16 protein-coding genes and 1 pseudogene are annotated in these 17,982 nt (G+C 46.4%); all 17 read right to left on the reverse strand.

Features of this window, described 5'->3' with window-relative positions; genetic code table 11:
• Positions 1–10: 10 nt before the first annotated feature.
• On the reverse strand, positions 11–1,087 hold the full coding sequence (dinB, locus tag AC5YB3_RS07050; protein WP_494526845.1) for a DNA polymerase IV: 1,077 nt from the start codon (positions 1,085–1,087) through the stop codon (positions 11–13).
• Between the two features lie 189 nt (positions 1,088–1,276).
• On the reverse strand, positions 1,277–3,280 hold the full coding sequence (locus AC5YB3_RS07055; RefSeq protein ID WP_259569303.1) for a methyl-accepting chemotaxis protein: 2,004 nt from the start codon (positions 3,278–3,280) through the stop codon (positions 1,277–1,279).
• Between the two features lie 296 nt (positions 3,281–3,576).
• Positions 3,577–4,044: a bacterioferritin gene (gene bfr / locus AC5YB3_RS07060; RefSeq protein WP_006080476.1), complete on the reverse strand. Its 468-nt coding sequence runs from the start codon at positions 4,042–4,044 to the stop codon at positions 3,577–3,579.
• Between the two features lie 9 nt (positions 4,045–4,053).
• Entirely contained in the window at positions 4,054–4,527 is a 474-nt protein-coding gene (gene bfr / locus AC5YB3_RS07065) for a bacterioferritin (protein ID WP_006080475.1), read from the reverse strand.
• 260 nt (positions 4,528–4,787) lie between these two features.
• The gene (gene nqrM, locus AC5YB3_RS07070) at positions 4,788–5,012 is read right to left on the reverse strand and encodes a (Na+)-NQR maturation NqrM (RefSeq protein ID WP_006080474.1); all 225 of its coding nucleotides are present in this window, start codon (positions 5,010–5,012) and stop codon (positions 4,788–4,790) included.
• Between the two features lie 15 nt (positions 5,013–5,027).
• The gene (locus tag AC5YB3_RS07075; RefSeq protein WP_006080472.1) at positions 5,028–6,074 is read right to left on the reverse strand and encodes an FAD:protein FMN transferase; all 1,047 of its coding nucleotides are present in this window, start codon (positions 6,072–6,074) and stop codon (positions 5,028–5,030) included.
• Between the two features lie 98 nt (positions 6,075–6,172).
• Positions 6,173–7,429 (reverse strand): NADH:ubiquinone reductase (Na(+)-transporting) subunit F, encoded by a 1,257-nt coding sequence (nqrF, locus tag AC5YB3_RS07080; RefSeq protein ID WP_006080471.1) that lies wholly within the window; start codon positions 7,427–7,429, stop codon positions 6,173–6,175.
• Between the two features lie 46 nt (positions 7,430–7,475).
• On the reverse strand, positions 7,476–8,084 hold the full coding sequence (gene nqrE / locus AC5YB3_RS07085; RefSeq protein WP_006080469.1) for an NADH:ubiquinone reductase (Na(+)-transporting) subunit E: 609 nt from the start codon (positions 8,082–8,084) through the stop codon (positions 7,476–7,478).
• Positions 8,085–8,089: 5 nt separating this feature from the next.
• The gene (locus AC5YB3_RS07090) at positions 8,090–8,722 is read right to left on the reverse strand and encodes an NADH:ubiquinone reductase (Na(+)-transporting) subunit D (RefSeq protein WP_006080467.1); all 633 of its coding nucleotides are present in this window, start codon (positions 8,720–8,722) and stop codon (positions 8,090–8,092) included.
• Complete coding sequence (locus tag AC5YB3_RS07095; RefSeq protein WP_006080465.1) at positions 8,722–9,510, reverse strand: Na(+)-translocating NADH-quinone reductase subunit C; 789 nt, start codon at positions 9,508–9,510, stop codon at positions 8,722–8,724. Before AC5YB3_RS07095 ends, AC5YB3_RS07090 begins: the two co-directional genes overlap by 1 nt.
• Positions 9,503–10,702, reverse strand: coding sequence for an NADH:ubiquinone reductase (Na(+)-transporting) subunit B (locus tag AC5YB3_RS07100; RefSeq protein WP_006080463.1), 1,200 nt, complete (start codon positions 10,700–10,702; stop codon positions 9,503–9,505). Before AC5YB3_RS07100 ends, AC5YB3_RS07095 begins: the two co-directional genes overlap by 8 nt.
• Positions 10,702–12,036, reverse strand: a complete 1,335-nt coding sequence (locus tag AC5YB3_RS07105) for a Na(+)-translocating NADH-quinone reductase subunit A (protein WP_006080462.1) — start codon at positions 12,034–12,036, stop codon at positions 10,702–10,704. Before AC5YB3_RS07105 ends, AC5YB3_RS07100 begins: the two co-directional genes overlap by 1 nt.
• A 401-nt stretch (positions 12,037–12,437) precedes the next feature.
• Complete coding sequence (locus tag AC5YB3_RS07110; RefSeq protein WP_413471941.1) at positions 12,438–14,492, reverse strand: TonB-dependent receptor domain-containing protein; 2,055 nt, start codon at positions 14,490–14,492, stop codon at positions 12,438–12,440.
• Positions 14,493–14,657: 165 nt separating this feature from the next.
• Positions 14,658–15,167 carry an S-ribosylhomocysteine lyase gene (luxS, locus tag AC5YB3_RS07115; protein WP_006080460.1) on the reverse strand — a complete coding sequence of 170 codons (510 nt, stop codon included), beginning with the start codon at positions 15,165–15,167 and terminating at the stop codon, positions 14,658–14,660.
• Positions 15,168–15,334: 167 nt separating this feature from the next.
• Positions 15,335–16,449 (reverse strand): annotated as a pseudogene (locus AC5YB3_RS07120) (TRAP transporter substrate-binding protein).
• 286 nt (positions 16,450–16,735) lie between these two features.
• Positions 16,736–17,056, reverse strand: coding sequence for a BolA family protein (locus tag AC5YB3_RS07125; RefSeq protein ID WP_107948851.1), 321 nt, complete (start codon positions 17,054–17,056; stop codon positions 16,736–16,738).
• A 170-nt stretch (positions 17,057–17,226) separates the two neighbouring features.
• Positions 17,227–17,952 carry an alpha-ketoglutarate-dependent dioxygenase AlkB family protein gene (locus AC5YB3_RS07130; protein WP_494526846.1) on the reverse strand — a complete coding sequence of 242 codons (726 nt, stop codon included), beginning with the start codon at positions 17,950–17,952 and terminating at the stop codon, positions 17,227–17,229.
• Between the last annotated feature and the right edge of the window lie 30 nt (positions 17,953–17,982).

A 17,982-nucleotide genomic window follows, 5' to 3' on the forward strand; every position in this document is an offset into this window, starting at 1 on the left:
CAGTAAACAGCTAGAGCGCTAAATCAAGCTGAGTCTGGGCATTTGGGATTTCGGGCACTGCGAGGATAGAATCGGCGAGTCCTACCGAAATACCCAATAGACGAATGCCGCGCCCCTCTTGCCTTGCCATCGCCTGTGCGAGTAGATCATAAAACATCACAATCGAGACTTCATCACTACGATGCTCAATGGTGGTTTGCTTGAAATCATTAAACTTGAGCTTGACCACTTGCTTGTGAATTTTGCGCTCTTTAGCGCTGCGGCTCAAACGTAGGGCTAATTCTTGGATCAATCCCGGCATCACTTGTTGGCACTGCTCTAGGCTATAAATATCCTTCGCCAGCGTGGTTTCAACACCCACTGATTTACGTTCCCTGTCAGCGGAAATGCCCCGCTCATCGATGCCTTGGGAACGCTCAATCAAGACGCCACCAAACTTGCCGAATCGCGCCAATAACTCAGGTTTAGAATAGGCTTGCACATCACCACAGGTATTGAGCCCAAGCGAGGAGAGCTTTTCGGCGGTGACTTTGCCGACACCGGGAATTTTACGCAGCGATAAGGTTTTAACAAAATCAGGAAGTGTCTCTGGAGTAATCACATATTGGCCGTTTGGCTTATTCAAATCCGAGGCAACTTTAGCCAAAAACTTCACCGGTGCTATGCCTGCCGAAGCGGTTAACCCAGTTTCGGCTAAGATATCGCTGCGAATGGCCTGCGCAATCAAGGTCGCCGAGCCCTTATATTGTTGGCACTCACTCACGTCTAAATAGGCTTCATCTAAGGACAACGGCTCAATCAATGGGGTATAACGGGAGAAGATTTCACGAATTTGCAGCGACACATCTTTATAAACCTGCATCCGCCCAGGAACCAAAATGAGATCGGGACACAACTTAAAGGCATAAGCGGTCGCCATCGCCGAACGCACACCGAATTTACGTGCCTCATAACTGCAAGTGCTAATAACACCACGACGATCGCTGCTGCCGCCCACAGCTAAAGGCTTGCCACGGTATTCGGGAAAGTCGCGCATTTCCACTGCCGCAAAATAGCAGTCCATATCGATGTGAATAATTTTTCGCACGTTGAATTCCTCCAACGCCAAAATACTGTATATAAAAACAGTAATCAAGTGTTCGTCATCAATTTAGCGAGGATCGGGCGGGAAACCTAAAATAAAAAGGAGCCTAAGCTCCTTTTGTGAGTGCACTATGAGTGATGCCGTGATTGAGCTGATGATCAGTGAGCGAATAGTTCACTGACCAGCTCAGGCTTAAATCTTAAATTGGCCGATATTGCGAGTAAGTGCGCGGGTCATATCTTCAAAGCCTTGCAAGCTTTGCGACAAGTCCTGACTCGAAAGCAAAGACTGATCCGACAACCCCCGCACATTATCGACATTGAGCGCCACTTCCTCGGCTGCCACGGCTTGCTGATCGATTGCTACGGTTATTTCAACCGTTTGCTGTTGGATTGACATAATCGCCGTCGCAATATCATTCAGTGCCGCTTCGACCTGAGTCGTTAGCTCTTGCCCCGCTTTCGCTTGCTCAACGCCCGATTCCATCACTTGCTCAGCCTGCAATGCGCTTTGTTGCAAGGTTTGGATAATGCCTTGAATGTTAGCGGTAGAATCTTGGGTACGCGATGCCAACGTGCGCACTTCGTCGGCCACCACAGCAAAGCCGCGACCTTGCTCACCCGCACGCGCCGCTTCAATCGCCGCATTCAATGCCAATAGATTGGTTTGTTCGGCAATGTTACGGATCACGCTCAAGACTTCACCGATTTGCTCTGAGCTATTGCGTAAGTGTTTAATCACTTTCGCCGCCGCAATCACTTGTTGCGACAGTGCCTTCATCCCTTCGGTCGCACGGGAAACAATCTGTGTACCATCGTGGGCTTGAGTCTGCGCCTTCTGGGCAAAATCATTCGCCCGCTGGGCACTGACAGCCATTTCTTGACTGGTTTGCGCCATTTGCGTTGCGGCGGTGGCAACCGAATCTATCTGCTGCTTTTGCGATGAGACCGACGACACGGCTAAGTCGCAGATTTGCCGCGCATCGATAACGCCCGTGCCAACCTCTTGGGTTAAGCTGCGTGTATCCAACAACATATGCTGCACTTTCTCGGCAAAGCGGTTAAAAGCATCGCCAAGTTTACCTAACTCATCTTCTCGATCCATTAGAATACGTTTTGATAAATCACTGTCACCTTCGGCGATATCTTCCATCGCATCCAATAACTTAGCTAACTGGCGTCTAAAGGGCAGCAACATCAACCACACGGTCACGCCCATTAGCAGCATGATACCTATGGCAACCATACTGGCATTCCAGAACGCGGCGGTCACTGGTGCTTCAATCACTTCGTGAGGCAACATAAAGGCTAAGTGCCACTTTTGTTTGGGATAATCGCCGCCCACAGTCACAAAGCTCACCCGCTGGGGAACGCCATTAAATGTAACATTAGCAAACCCTTGCGCTTCTCTTTGCATCTGTTGTCTTAAGGCGGAAAATCCTGATGTGTCCTTAAACTGAGTATCCACTTGATTCGCCAAGGAGCCCGGCGGGAAACGCTCGGAAAAACCAGGGAAATACACTAGCTTGCCTTCGTCTGTCATTAAGAAAGCTTGGCCAAAATCACGGTATTTAATCGGTGCCAGCAGGGATTTTCCAATAGTATCAATCAAGATATCCATGCCGCCGATACCAATCAGCTCACCATTCGCCGCATAAACGGGGGTTTTAACCGTGGCAGAAATTGAACCATCGTTCGCATCGACCGCTGGATCGCCAACAAAGAGCCCGGCTTGATCGATCGCTTCCTGCCACCAAGGTCGTTTGTTGGTGTAGTAATCTGGATCGCCATCAAAACGGCCATTAAGGTCAAAGTACTCGAAGGTATTGGCCGAGCCAAAAAACACCGATTTAACATCACTATCGCGATCAGAGAAAGACTTAAAGTAACCAATAATGTCTTGGTACTGGCGATCAGCCGCGAGGTGACTGCCACGGGCGTGATACTGAGTAAACCACTTCACTAAACCCGGCTCGGCAAACACTGAATGGATCACTTGGCCCTTAGCAATAAAGTAACCGCTAATCTCATTGGCTTTTAAGGCAACTAACGCCGAAATATCCGCATCGACCTGCTTTCGCGTGTTATCACTTTCTTTCGTCACCAACAAAGCGGCGACTAAGGTAAGCAGTACTGCAAGCGCACCAACGATAGTAACCACTAACTGCAAACTTAGAGAACGTTTCATATATCCCATCAATCTTCCCGTCTGGCTGACCAACAACTTAACAATATGGCTCGCAAAAATAGTTTTACACGGTAACAATTTTTACCTGTTAACAACAGATGAAATCGACATAAAAAACGTAAATAAGTATTTGTAAAGAAAGGATATTGAACGTATAACAGGATTCGCTAAATTTAAGGCGGATTGCAGAGGATGAGTTTGTAGAGGCAAAGTTTTACAGTCATATAGACTATATAGGGATTCGAAAAATAGGAAGCGGTAGAAATAAGATCAGCGAGTTAGCCTCGCTGATCTTGATTTAGCGATTACATCTTAGTTTGCAGGTAGTTTTGCAGCCCGACACGGTCGATAAGTCCGAGTTGTTTTTCGAGCCAATACATGTGGTCCGACTCAGTATCGTCGAGTAACACTTCGAGGATTTCGCGGGTTTGGTAATCTTGCTTCTGCTCACACAGGGCAATCACTTGGCGTAAATCGTCCGCGACCTTGTACTCGTAGGCGAGATCATTACGCAGCATCTCTTCCACATCTTTACCTATGTTCAACGCCTCACGGGCGGCAACATTAGGCGTTCCTTCGAGGAATAAAATGCGCTGTACTAATTTGGCCGCATGGGCTTTCTCATCATCTGACTCATGGGCGATACGCTCATAGAGTTCATTCAAGCCCCAATCTTCGTACATATGGGCATGGACAAAATATTGATCCATTGCCGAGAGTTCTCCCGTTAGGAGTCGATTTAACGCATCGATGACGTCTTTATCGCCTTTCATATCCCGCTCCTATTGGTCGCTAATCTGCGATTGAAGATAATTTTGAATACCGGTTAGCGTAATGAGCTCTTGCTGCGACTCGAGCCAATCTAAATGCTCTTCCTCATCTTCGAGAATGTCTTCCAGCAGATCGCGGCTCACATAGTCTTGCTCGGCTTCACATAGGCTAATCGCATCACGCAGCAATGTAAGCTGCTCTTGCACCATGGCCAGATCGCAGTCGAGCATTTCTTGGCTATGTTCACCAATACGAAGTTTCTCGAGTTGCTGCAGATTTGGCAGGCCTTCCAAAAACAGTACGCGCTCGATGAGCTTATCGGCATGCTTCATATCTTGGATGGATTTTTTGTATTCGACGTGATTTAGCTTCTCAAGGCCCCAGTGCTTAAACATGCGGGCATGGAGAAAATATTGATTGATGGCGGTCAACTCACAGGTAAGCACCCGATTCAGTTGCCCAACCACTTTAGGATGACCTTTCATAAGTTACTATCCTTGGTAAGCGTGAAAAGATTGATCTAAATCAAGCTTCTAGCCTAGTACAATTCAGCAGCCAACTCAAATTATCTTTATATTTCACCTACTTAATGATAACAACCATTCTCATTTCCGCTTAGATTAGCGCGCTATCTCCCTCATATCCCAAGGATAAATTTAAGTGAATCATCTAGGCTGATAAGTTTCAGGCAAAAAAATAGCCTCCAGATGGGAGGCTATTGTCGAAACAGACGATGTAGAGAATGTTAGATAATACGGTCTTTTGTTAACTTCTCACGACGCGCTTCTTCAGCGGCCATACGACGTTTACGTTTGTCACAAGGGTCATCACAATCGCACGCTTTCTCAATCCCTAGAACACCTAAACCGCCACAACTTCCTTCAACGGCTTTGCGCTTGATGAGATAACCAATCGACATGAGCAAAAAAAATAATAACAAAATCACAAATGCCGCGATAAAAGAGGTCATGGTTTACTCCAAAAACTAAATAAGGAAAGGCTTGAAGGCGTCACTATAGTAGACCTTAAATCCGTCGCCTTGCTTTTCGATAAGCATTATCGCCAAGTGTTCCTTCTTGGCAAGCTCCAATGATGCTTCTGTGCCCAAAACCATCATAGCCGTCGCAAAACCGTCGGCCGTCATACAATTTTGATGCAATACGGTCACGGATGCTAGCTTATGATTGATTGGCAAACCGGTACGCGGATCAATTATATGGGTAAAACGTTGGCCGTCTTCCTCATAATAATTACGATAATCGCCCGAGGTCGCCATCGCCATAGTACCTGGTGAGATAACCTGCTGTACGGCTTCAGAACCGTCATCTGTTGGTTGCTCTATGGCAACGCGCCAAGAGCTACCATCGCCTTTAGCACCTTTAATGCTGAGCTCACCACCAATTTCAACTAAATACCCAGTCGCGTGATATTTATCAAGAATGGAAGCCACTTTATCAACCCCAAACCCTTTGGCAATCGACGATAGGTCTACGTATAAATGGGCGTTGTGCTTAGTTAGACGGTTACCTTCAATGGAAAGTTCACTAATACCGGTTTTGGCTTTTGCCGCATCAATATCGGCCTGGCTAGGGACCTTTGTTGGACGCTTATCTGGCCCAAATCCCCACAGGTTAACTAAAGGACCTAAGGTAATATCAAGTGCCTTATCCGTCACTTGATATAAACGTACTCCCTCTTGCACCACTTTGATGGTATCCGGTGAGACTTCAACGCTTTGCTCCAATGGCAACTGGTTGAAACGGGATAATTCTGAATCAGGGCGATAGGTCGACATCTGGTCATTGACAAGCTCAAGGGCTAAATCAATTTCCGCTTGAAGTAACTGCGCTGTCGGCATCTGCTCATTCGGCACGACTTTAATATGGTAAGTCGTCCCCATAGTGCTGCCCGCTAACGAAATGACTTCGTTCTGCTTAGAACAGGCTGAAACAAAAAAGGCCAGCCCTACGAGGACTAGCCAGTTAAATGAATGCTTTAGTGCTGAGGTATTGATCTTTAAGGTCTGAAACATAGTGACCTACTACTCTTATTTGGGCCCTTAAATGCAAAAGTTGCAGATGAGAGATTATCCTCAACATCTGCAACTTTTCTATCTAGGACTAATGAACATTAGCCGCCGAAGTCATCCAACAAGATGTTTTCGTCTTCGACACCAAGATTTTTCAACATACCAATTACGGCAGCGTTCATCATTGGAGGTCCACACATGTAGAACTCACAATCTTCTGGTGCATCATGGTTTTTCAGATAGTTTTCATACAATACGTTATGAATAAAACCTGTGTAACCATCCCAGTTATCCTCTGGTTGAGGATCTGAAAGTGCCACATGCCATACGAAGTTATCATTCTCAGCCGCGAGGCCGTCGAAATCTTCTACGTAGAACATTTCACGCTTAGAACGTGCACCGTACCAGAAGCTCATCTTACGTTTAGACTGAAGACGCTTCAGTTGGTCGAAGATGTGCGAACGCATTGGCGCCATACCCGCACCACCGCCGATAAACACCATTTCTGCATCGGTATCTTTCGCGAAGAATTCACCGAATGGACCAGAAATTGTCACTTTATCGCCAGCTTTTAAGCTCCAAATGTAAGATGACATCTTACCGCAAGGCAGTGTCAGGTTACGTGGTGGAGGCGTAGCAATACGCACGTTCAGCATGATAATACCGAACTCTTCTGGATAGTTAGCCATTGAGTATGCACGGATAGTTTCTTCATCAACCTTAGATTCAAGATTGAAGAAACCGAAGTGTTCCCAGTCGCCACGGTATTGTGCAGGTACATCGAAATCTGCATATTTAACATGGTGAGCAGGTGCTTCGATTTGAATATAACCGCCAGCACGGAATGGTACAGATTCGCCATCAGGAATTTGCAGCTTCAGTTCTTTAATGAAAGTGGCTTTGTTATCGTTAGAGATAACTTCACATTCCCATTTCTTGATACCGAAGATTTCTTCGTCAAGCTCGATTTCCATATCGTTCTTAACGTTAACCTGACAAGAAAGACGACAGCCTTTACGGGCATCACCTTTGCTAATGTGGTCAAGTTCTGTTGGCAGAATATCGCCGCCGCCAGACTTAATCACCACGCGACATTGGCCACATGAGCCACCGCCACCACACGCACTCGATACGAAGATACCGCTGTTAGCCAAAACGCCTAACAACTTACCGCCAGCACCGGTTGTAATTGCTTTTTCAGGATCGTCATTAATGCCGATCGTGATGTCACCGCTAGCCACTAACTTAGACTTAGCGAATAAAATCACTAATACCAAGATGAGGACGATAGCAGTAAACATACTCACACCGAGGTAAACCTCGAGCGGAGTAGATTTAAAAATACCAAGAATATCCATTAACTTATCCTTAGAAGGTCCAATTCAAGAAGCCGTTATGTGTCTCTTACAGAGACACACCAGAAAACGACATGAAACCTAAGGCCATCAAACCAGCAGTGATAAAGGTAATACCTAAACCACGTAGGCCGTTAGGCACGTCGGCATACTTCAGCTTCTCACGGATACCGGCCATCAATACGATAGCTAATGCCCAACCCACTCCTGAGCCGAAACCAAACACCACACTCTCACCTAACTTATAGTCACGCTCAACCATGAATGATACCGCACCAAAAATCGCGCAGTTCACTGTGATCAAAGGTAAGAAAATACCTAATGCGTTGTACAAAGGTGGAAAGTACTTGTCCAGTGCCATTTCCAGAATTTGAACCAAAGCCGCAATCACACCGATAAAGGTAATGAATTTCAAGAAGCTTAAGTCAGCTTCAGGTGCGCCAGCCCAAGCAAGTGCACCAGGAGCTAGCAGCCCTTGATAGATAACTTGGTTTGCTGGGACAGAGATAGTTAACACTACAACTACCGCAATCCCTAGGCCCATGGCTGTGGTGACTTTCTTAGACACAGCCAAGAAAGTACACATACCTAGGAAGAAGGCCAGTGCCATGTTTTCAATGAAAACAGAGCGAATTAACAGGCTAATATAATGTTCCATCGCACTTACCCTTTTGCTTCAACTTGCTCTGGCTTATAGGTACGAATAATCCAAATCAAAACACCGATCAGGAAGAACGCACTCGGAGGCAGTAGTAGCAGACCGTTTGGTTGGTACCAGCCGCCATCAGAGATCTTGTGCAGGATTTCAACACCGAACAGAGAACCGTTACCAAACAGTTCACGTACGAAGCCAACAGCTAACAGAATTGCACCGTAACCTAAACCGTTACCGATACCATCCATAAAGCTCATCATTGGCGGTGTTTTCATCGCGTAGGCTTCGGCGCGACCCATTACGATACAGTTCGTAATGATTAAGCCCACGAATACCGACAGCTGCTTAGAGATCTGATAAGCATAAGCCTGCAGCAATTGGTCAACCACGATTACCAAAGAGGCAATAATGGTCATCTGTACGATAATACGCACACTGCTTGGAATATGATTACGGATCATTGAGATAAACAGGTTCGAAAACGCTGTTACCGCAGTTAACGCCAACGCCATTACCAATGCAGTTTCGAGCTTGCTCGTTACCGCTAATGCACTACATACACCAAGTACTTGTAAAGCAATCGGGTTGTTGTTGACTATAGGTCCGGTCAGAACCTGTTTCAGTTCTTTAGCGTCAGACATTAGTTGAGACCTCCATTGCGTGCTTTTTCAATGAAACTCGCAAAACCTTCTTTCCCTAACCAGAATGTCAGTGAATGTTGCACACCGTTACTCGTTAAGGTTGCGCCAGATAATGCGTCTACACCGTATTCAGTGCTAGCAACAGCTGGGTTTTTCGTTACGCTGATAGCGAGTTTACCTTGCTCATCAAATAACTTTTTGCCATGCCATTTCGCTTTCCACTGAGCATTTTGCACTTCGCCACCTAAGCCCGGCGTTTCGCCTTGCTCGTAGTAGACTAAGCTTTGCACTGTGTTTAGGTCAGCATCCATAGCAAGGAAGGCATACATAGTAGACCAAAGGCCATAACCATGGATTGGCAGAATCACACTGGTCAATTTACCTTGTTCATCACGAACGAGATAAACCACAGCGTTATCCGCTACGCGTTTCACAGAAGCAATGTCGTTCTCAGGTACAAATGAGGTTTTCACATCACGAGACGCTTTACGTTGATCATAAGTGTCAGCATCAACACCATCAACCCAAGCACCCGTTTTCAAATCGACCAGTTTAGCTTCGATGTGTTTGCCGTATGTATCCAGAATTTGCGCTTTGGTGACCTTGCCAGCTTTAGTATCGATAAGACCAGCGGCTTCCAGAATGTACTTTTGCTTATCGAGCAGTTTATTTTCTGCTTGAGTCGGTCTCAGTAACACTGCTGCAGTAGACACAAATATCGCACAAATTAGACATAGGCCAACGACGATAAATAAGGTTCTGCCGAACGAATCTTTATTACTAGCCACGGGCAATCCTCCGCTTGATATTTGCCTGAACCACGAAGTGGTCGAACAATGGCGCGAACAAGTTAGCAAACAAAATTGCCAACATCATGCCTTCAGGGAATGCAGGGTTAATCACGCGGATAAACACAGCCATTGCACCGATCAAGATACCGTATGCCCATTTAGCTTGGTTAGTGAATGACGCTGACACAGGGTCTGTCGCCATAAACATCATGCCAAACGCAAAACCACCTAACACTAAGTGCCAGTACCAAGGCATTGCAAACATTGGGTTAGTGTCGCTACCGACAACGTTCAGCAGAGTAGAAATGGCAATCATACCTACCATTACACCGCCAACGATGCGCCATGAAGCGATACGCGTGTAGATGATGACCAAACCACCTAACAGAATCGCTAATGTAGACACTTCACCAACAGAACCTGGAATGAAACCGAAGAACGAATCCCACCAGTTTTGGTTAATTGCGTAATCTAATGTGCCCGCAGCAGCTTGGCTCAGTGCAGTCGCACCTGAGTAGCCGTCAGCCACAACCCATGAGGTATCACCCGACATGTTCAACGGATAAGCGAAGAACAGGAAGGCACGACCCGCTAGTGCTGGGTTTAAGAAGTTACGCCCTGTACCACCGAACACTTCTTTCGCCACGACCACACCGAAGGTGATACCCAGCGCCACCATCCATAATGGGATAGTTGCTGGCAGCGTTAAAGCGAACAGGATAGAGGTAACGAAGAAACCTTCGTTGACTTCATGGCCACGGATAGAGGCAAACAGCACTTCCCAGATACCACCGACGGCGAAGGTCACCGCGTAGATAGGTAGGAAGAAACAGGCGCCATACCACATTAGCGCAGGCCAGCCAGAGTTTGCCGTCAGTTCGGTACCGAACATGCTGAACAAGCTCACTTGCCATACGTCAGGGGTAGCAAAACCAGCCACTAAAGCTAATTGAGCTTGTAAACCTACGTTGTACATACCCACGAACATCGCTGGGAAAGCACAAGCCCAAACCGTAATCATCATACGTTTTAGGTCGAGGTTATCGCGAACGTGGGTTTTGCCCTTGTTCACTTTACCTGGGGTATAAAAAATTGTGTATGCCGCTTCGAATAGGGCATAAAACTTTTCGTATTTACCGCCTTTTTCAAAGTCGGGTTCAATACGTTCGAAAAAATCTTTCAAGCTCATTAGCCTTCCCTCTCGATCGTATCTAAACAGTCACGCAGATATGAACCGTAGTCATACTTGCCTGGACATACGAACGTACACAGTGCGAGATCTTCTTCATCTAACTCTAACGCGCCTAACGTAGCAGCACCGTCAAAGTCACCTGAAATCAAGTCACGCAACAACATAGTAGGAAGAATGTCCAATGGCATTACACGCTCATAGTTACCAATTGGCACCATAGCGCGGTCTGAACCACCTGTACTGGTCGTCATACTGAACAGACGAGAAGGAGCAAGATGTCCTAAGAATGCACGAGTGATAGAATATTTGTCTGAGCCTGGTAATACCCAGCCTAAAAACTCTTTCTCTGTACCTTCTTCTAACAGACTTACTTGAACATGGTAACGACCTAAATACCCTTGTGGGCCAACGGCTGTACGACCATTCAGAACAGATCCTGAAATCAGACGAACATTGCCATCTAAGGCTTCACCTGCGGTTAATTCAGTCATGCTCGCGCCCACAACAGTGCGTACGAGTCTTGGCTTAGCCGCTTTAGGGCCTGCGATCGCAATAACACGTTCGGTATTGAGTTCACCCGTCGTAAATAGCTGACCAATTGCTATTACATCTTGGTAACCAATATGCCAAACGGTACGTTTTGCAGAGGCAGACAATAAGAAGTGAATATGAGTACCGACTAATCCTGCAGGGTGCACACCGGCAAATTCTTCAACTTGGGCGTTTGCGGCAGGAATATCAGCGCCAGGCGCTTTACAAAGGTAAACTTTACCGTCAGTAAGTCTTGCTAAGACCTTAAGACCATTAGCAAAATCTTCTTTATGCTCACGGATCACCACAACGGGATCAGCGGCAAGAGGTTGAGTATCTATTGCGGTTACAAAAATACCAGCAGCAGAAGAGTCTACAGCAGGAACTTTGCTAAAAGGACGAGTACGCAAAGCAGTCCATAAACCTGATTCGATCAGATTGTCACGGACTAACTGCGAGTCGAGCGTATCGAGTGCAGTGGCATCATATTTAGCAAAGGCAACGCTTTCGTTTCCTTCCACTTCAATGACAACAGACTGCAGAACACGCTGGGCGCCCCGGTTAATGTCTAATATAGTACCACTGGCTAAAGCCGTATATTTAACGCCTAAATTCTTCTTATCTTCAAAAAGAACCTGGCCTTTTTGTACTTTATCGCCCACTTTGATTTTCATCGTTGGACGTAAGCCAATATACTCTTCACCCAAAGTAGCTACATGTTTAATGGCTGGGCCATTATGGATAACTTGCTCTGGTCCGCCTGCTATAGGCAGTTCCAATCCTTTCTTAATTGTAATCATATCCACAAGCACTACGTTTGAAGGAAAGACAATGCGCCGCGTTCCTGCTAAATACTTAGGTTTTAAACAAAACCTACTGCATTGAGCTAGCGCAGATTTATCACAGAAATGCGATCGCAATCACGCTGGTCGCGCGCATTTTACCCCAATTGACTTGGCATCGCCACGAAAATTATAGGTGATTTCAAACCTAAAATACGAATTGAAAAGAATCATGCGCTACGGCGTTCACCTTCCGACCTAGTGACTGATCAGAAAGAGAGAATATTACGGCCACTGGGTACTATAGCATTAATAATTAAAGATTTAATTTAGCAAAAAGTCGAAACATCTACTAAACACGGCTTAAATCGATCTTATTTGTTTCAATTGATTTAAATTCAAACGAAATAAAATTCAACTTAAAAGCGCCATTGATAACCTAAATAGCTAATACGTCCATTTTCCGATCGAATTCCGCTATTTGATGCTGTTGTGACTAATGTCTCATCTAAGAGGTTTTCTATCCGAAAATAAATCTCATGGTGACGGTTAAAATGATAATTCGCCGCTAAATCTACCCGCCATTGTGCGGCGACAGGCTGTAATTGGGCGCCAAATTGGCCCATTTCGCGCTCCGATTGATAAAAGACATTCGCATGCAGTTCATATTCTGCGTATTTCATCCCAGCACTCAACTGCAGTTGCTGCTCGGGTAACCAAGCCACCCTATCGCCAGCCACAACACAGCCTTGGATTTCGTTGCAGCTATTGGTTTGATACTCGGCATTTGAATACTGATAATTTAACGCTAAAGGTAACTGCACACTGCCCAGTTCCCATTGATAGCCAAGATTCAGCTCAACCCCTTTGGTCAGCACATCCACGACATTGCCTTGACCCCACAAACGACTGTCGGCACATTGGGTATACGCATCGCAATTGACATGCAGATTATCAAAATCTTGGACGTAGGTTTTGATGTCAGCACTAAAATGCTCGCTGGCATATTGGGCGCTGACTTGATATTGCAGCGACACTTGCGCCTCTTGCTCAAGATTCCCCGCACTCGCGGCGGTCCATGAACGTCGAATATCCGTACTAAAGCGCCAATCTCCAGCATGATATAAAACGCCAAGTTGTGGCATCCAATCGCTGTCGGAAAAATCTGCCGCTTCGAGTCCGGCGTAAGCTAAATTGACCTTGCGATTAACATCCACTTTTTCATAGGCGAGCGCGAGTTTGAGCTGCAATCCATCCCAATTAAACAAGGAGTCGATGGCCGAAGTGAATGCCGTCGCATCATCGGTATAAGCCAACAGCGCATTGGGTACATCACTCACTACACTCAAGTCCTGCTGCCATAGACTCTGCTGATCGCCAAGATGCATCTCGGCTTTATCTGTATGGTAACGGGCACTCAAGCTAATTTGATGAGCACCATACTGATTCACGGACTCAGTTTGTACCCCAAAGGAGCTGAAATCATTGTCTTGTTGTAACGAGGTGACCGCGACGCCATCGACTGTCGGCTGCCGTTCAAATGCGGCCAGCGCAGCGAAACTCTGGGCATCGAGCATTTGCCCATCAAATTGATTGAGTTGATTTAATTGCTGCGAATAGGATTGATAGTAAAAGTCCGTGATGACCTTATGCCCACCACTAAGCGCAACTTGGTGCGACAGTTGATACTTATGGTGTCGCCCTTGATGCTTATCTCCAGCCGTGGCCGAATACAAACTCGCCGGGTCTTGTTGCCAATCGGCCTGCGTTAAGCCGAGTTGGGAGCGATAGCTATCATCATCGAGGAACTGGTAGGTAAACTCAGTCACCTGTGGACTTCTGGCGCCGAGTAAACTCGCGGCGTTGATTTTAAATAAGATATCAGTGGTTTGACGGTCAGTATCTTGGCCATTGAGCAAGTGCTCGGCGCCGCTACCATCGCTGTAGTTAACCGCGAGTATCATGCCGTATTCTTTTTGCTTCACGCCCCAATTCACATCGACACTGTAGTCAGCATCCGTATTGCCTTCGAGTGTCACTTTACTGTTTTCCGCTTGCTCGGCTACAGGTAAGGTTTGATAACTCACCACCCCAAACGCCCCTTGCCCACCGACAGCCATATTCGCCATTGGCGTGACAGTGACACTCTGTTGTTGCAGCAGATTGGGTAATAGTTGTAATTGCGGTGCAGAATAAGGCGCAGGTGAGAAATACACTCTATCTTGCAATACGGCCACGCCTTGACTCGCGCTGCGCATACTAATGCTTGCTGGATTTCCGTTAAGATCCGCAGGTAAAACCGTCAAAGCCGTTAACTGGCCTAACGCTAAACTGTCAGCAGTGGAGTGGAATGTGTCATTGAGCTGGTTCAGTTCAAGCATTTGACTGTGGAAATCATCGGCGAACGTTGTGTTAGAACAGGCAAGAGATACAGAAATTGCACAGAGTGATACTGTGAAGTAACGACTAGGCATACCAAGCTCCCAAAAATTTTGTTAGCGTACGGTGTTTTTGTTATTAACTTGTAAAATAGCTGAATTTGTTTGAAAAAAAAAGCGACTCTCGTCGCTTTCTCTCATTAACTTCAGGAAACTGAATTTACTGGCTAGGCACTCTTATACAACTAAGAGTGCAAACCGTTACAGATTACCTAGAATTTCGTCGCTTAATTTCAAATCATCATTGCGATTCACACTCACGCCAGCCGCAATAATATTACGGGCGATATCTTGTGCCTGCTCTAACGAATGCATCTCATACGTACCACATTGGTATTCGTTCAGCTCAGGGATTTCAGACTGCTCAACCACTTTAAGCACATCTTCCATCGCAGCTAACCACGCATCGGCCACTTGGCGCTCAGTCGGCTCACCAATCAAACTCATATAAAAGCCGGTACGGCATCCCATTGGCGAAATATCGATGATCTCAACATTGCTACCATTTAAATGGTCACGCATAAAGCCAGCGAATAAATGCTCCAGAGTGTGAATACCACGCTCACTGAGAATATCTTTATTCGGTGCGCAAAAACGTAGATCAAATACCGTAATCGCATCGCCCTTTGGCGTGCTCATGTGCTTAGCAACACGAACTGCTGGGGCATTCATTCGAGTATGATCGACGGTAAAGCTATCAAGTAATGGCATAGGGATCTCCAAATTCTCAGGGCGACATCAACGCACTGTAACTGTCTATTTATGGCTTGCAAGCATAACACCAAATGAATTAAGCAGATAACAAGATAATTTAAGATGAAATCATCTCATATAAATCAGCTGTTAATGTGACAGTGAGTGCTAAAAACAGCACGCATTTAGTGTTGGCGCTGTTGGCTGTAAGCATCCTCAGATATTTTATGATACTGGCGCACACCTTGCTCGTAGGCGTGATAGGCGGCGTACACTTTGCGCATTAAGGGATCTTGATTAGCTTGCTCTTCAATCACTTTTTTCGAGATTTTCTCAAGTTCCAACAACACTTTCGGTGGAAACGCCTTAAGCACCACCCCTTCATCATTCACTAAGGTTTCAAGGGCGGCAACGTTTCGGGTCGTGTATTCATCGAGCATATCTTGATTAATGGCTCTCGCCGCGACTTTAACTATGGCTTGTAAATCTTGAGGTAAACTCTCGAAGGCGGCTTTATTAATCAAGAATTCCATATTAGAACCCGGCTCATGCCAACCAGGATAATAGTAGTACTTCGCCACTTTATGTAGACCGAAGGCAAGGTCGTTCAATGGCCCCACTCAGCCGCATCAATCGAGCCCGTTTGCAGTGCACCATAGAGTTCACGCCCCGCCATATTCACAGGAATAGCGCCGACACGCTTTAATACTTCGCCACCCAAGCCCGGCATACGGATCTTCAATCCCTTAAAATCGGCAATCGTATTAATCGGTTTATTGAACCAGCCGCCCATTTGCATGCCCGTATTGCCACCCGCGAGGGGAATGATGCCAAAGGGGCGATACACTTCATCCCACAACGCCATGCCACCGCCGTAGTGAAGCCAGCCGTTCATTTCCTGCGCCGTCATACCAAAGGGAATCGATGAAAAAAACTGCGCCGCGGGTGCCTTGCCTTTCCAATAATAAGAAGCGGCATGGGCCATTTGAATTTTACCCTGACTCACACCATCAAATACGGCAAACGCTGGCATTAACTCACCCGCGCCATAAACCTGGATCTTTAACCGACCGTTAGACATGTCATTCACTAAATGGGCAAAGCGTTCTGGAGCCATACCTAAACCGGGGAAGTTTTTGGGCCAAGAGGTCGCAAGGCGCCATTCAATAACGGGAATAGCTTGGGGGTCATCCGTTGCGGCATGGGAAACGGCTACGCTTTGCGCGTCACTGGCTGCGGGGTTACAACCGCTCAGCCCCATCAGCAGCATTAAGATGAGGACACTCCCAAACTTACGCATTTTTAATACTCTCCCTGACATCTAACGAGCCCATGGTTCTAACAGACGTGAACATGCTCTCAGGACAGAGCTCCGCAATCGCATCACCCAAACCCTTAAAATAAAACATATTGTTAACACAGAAACGCCTATAGGGAAACCAGAAACTCGGGCAAGGAAACCAGAAAATGGCCTTAGTTTGACCTAAAACAAAAAGCCACTCGATGAGGAGTGGCCTTGGGTTCTAAACTAATTAACTTTGTAGAGCGGATTAATTAGTCTATTGATTAACTGCAATAATTTTTAATTAACCGCGACAATTTGGCGTATTAGGCACTTGTGCATTCGCATCCCATTCACTTTGAGTGAAAGTGTGAATTGACAAGGCATGCACGCCATTAGCTAGCTCATGGGCTAAGTGAGTGTTAACCAATCGATGACGGGCCAAGAGGCGTAAACCATCAAACTGATCGCTCACGAGCACAACTTTGAAATGGGTTTCTGAATTCGGGGGCACATGGTGACGATTACTTTCGTTAATCACTTCTAAGTGCGTCGGCGAGAAGCCTTCGGTTAACTTCTGCGTGATAGTGTTAGCCACTGTGCCCTGGGCATGAGTATTGGACATATTCGAGTCTCAGAATGGGGAAATCCAGTGGCCGCAGAGTACTGCTTCAGGTGGAAAAGATCAAATTCACTTATTCAGTTTGCTGATCTACGACCACATTATATCTCACCTTATTTGGCAGGCAGTCCGCAGCCACAAACAGTTAACAGTAGGCATTTAACAACGGGCATTTAGCCATGGAAATTAACGATGAGTTGTCTAAAGGTGTAGTTCCAGCGGGGCTCTTTTATTTTCAAGCGTTTAGGTAAGCTGTGTAACCAGTCGTTTTGCATGGGCCAATGCATGATCAGCAGATCGCCGCTGTGCAAACTGATGTTGTACTTGGTTTGGCTGTGTTTATGCTTAAGCACAAAATCCCGCGTGGCGCCTAAGGTAATAGACGCAATATGGCTACCATGGGCAATTTCTGGTTCATCATCGCTGTGGGCTCCCATGCAATCTTTACCATCTGCGTAGCGATTGACTAATACCCCATTGCTGGTCAATCCATAATCCCGCGTTAACTTTTCCCTCAACTTATGGGCATATTTAGGCCAAGGTAAGGCGCGGATAAACAGTCCTGAATATAAATAGTCGCAGCCCGAGTCGCCAAACCACACTTGCTGGCGGGGAATCGCGTGAAACTGACCGAATACTTGGATTTCGGGGCGACTTAAGGGGTAAGTCTGCGCTTCTTTCATCAGCGCAGCTTGCTGCTCAGCATTAAGATAACCCCGCACTAAGGTGATGGGCGGTATGGGTTGCCCAGCTTTTTTCGAACCTTGTTCGACCATGCTCAAACTTAACTGCAAATCAGGATCCGACGCTGCATCAAACTCAAGCTCAAGTTCAGAAAACAAGTCAACCCTTTGGCCGCCACCTTGGTTGTTAGTCAGATCATTATCTTTAGTCATCATCTTGCTTGTTCAGCACCCTCTCCTATCCGG

Source organism: Shewanella sp. 1311 (assembly GCF_059338235.1).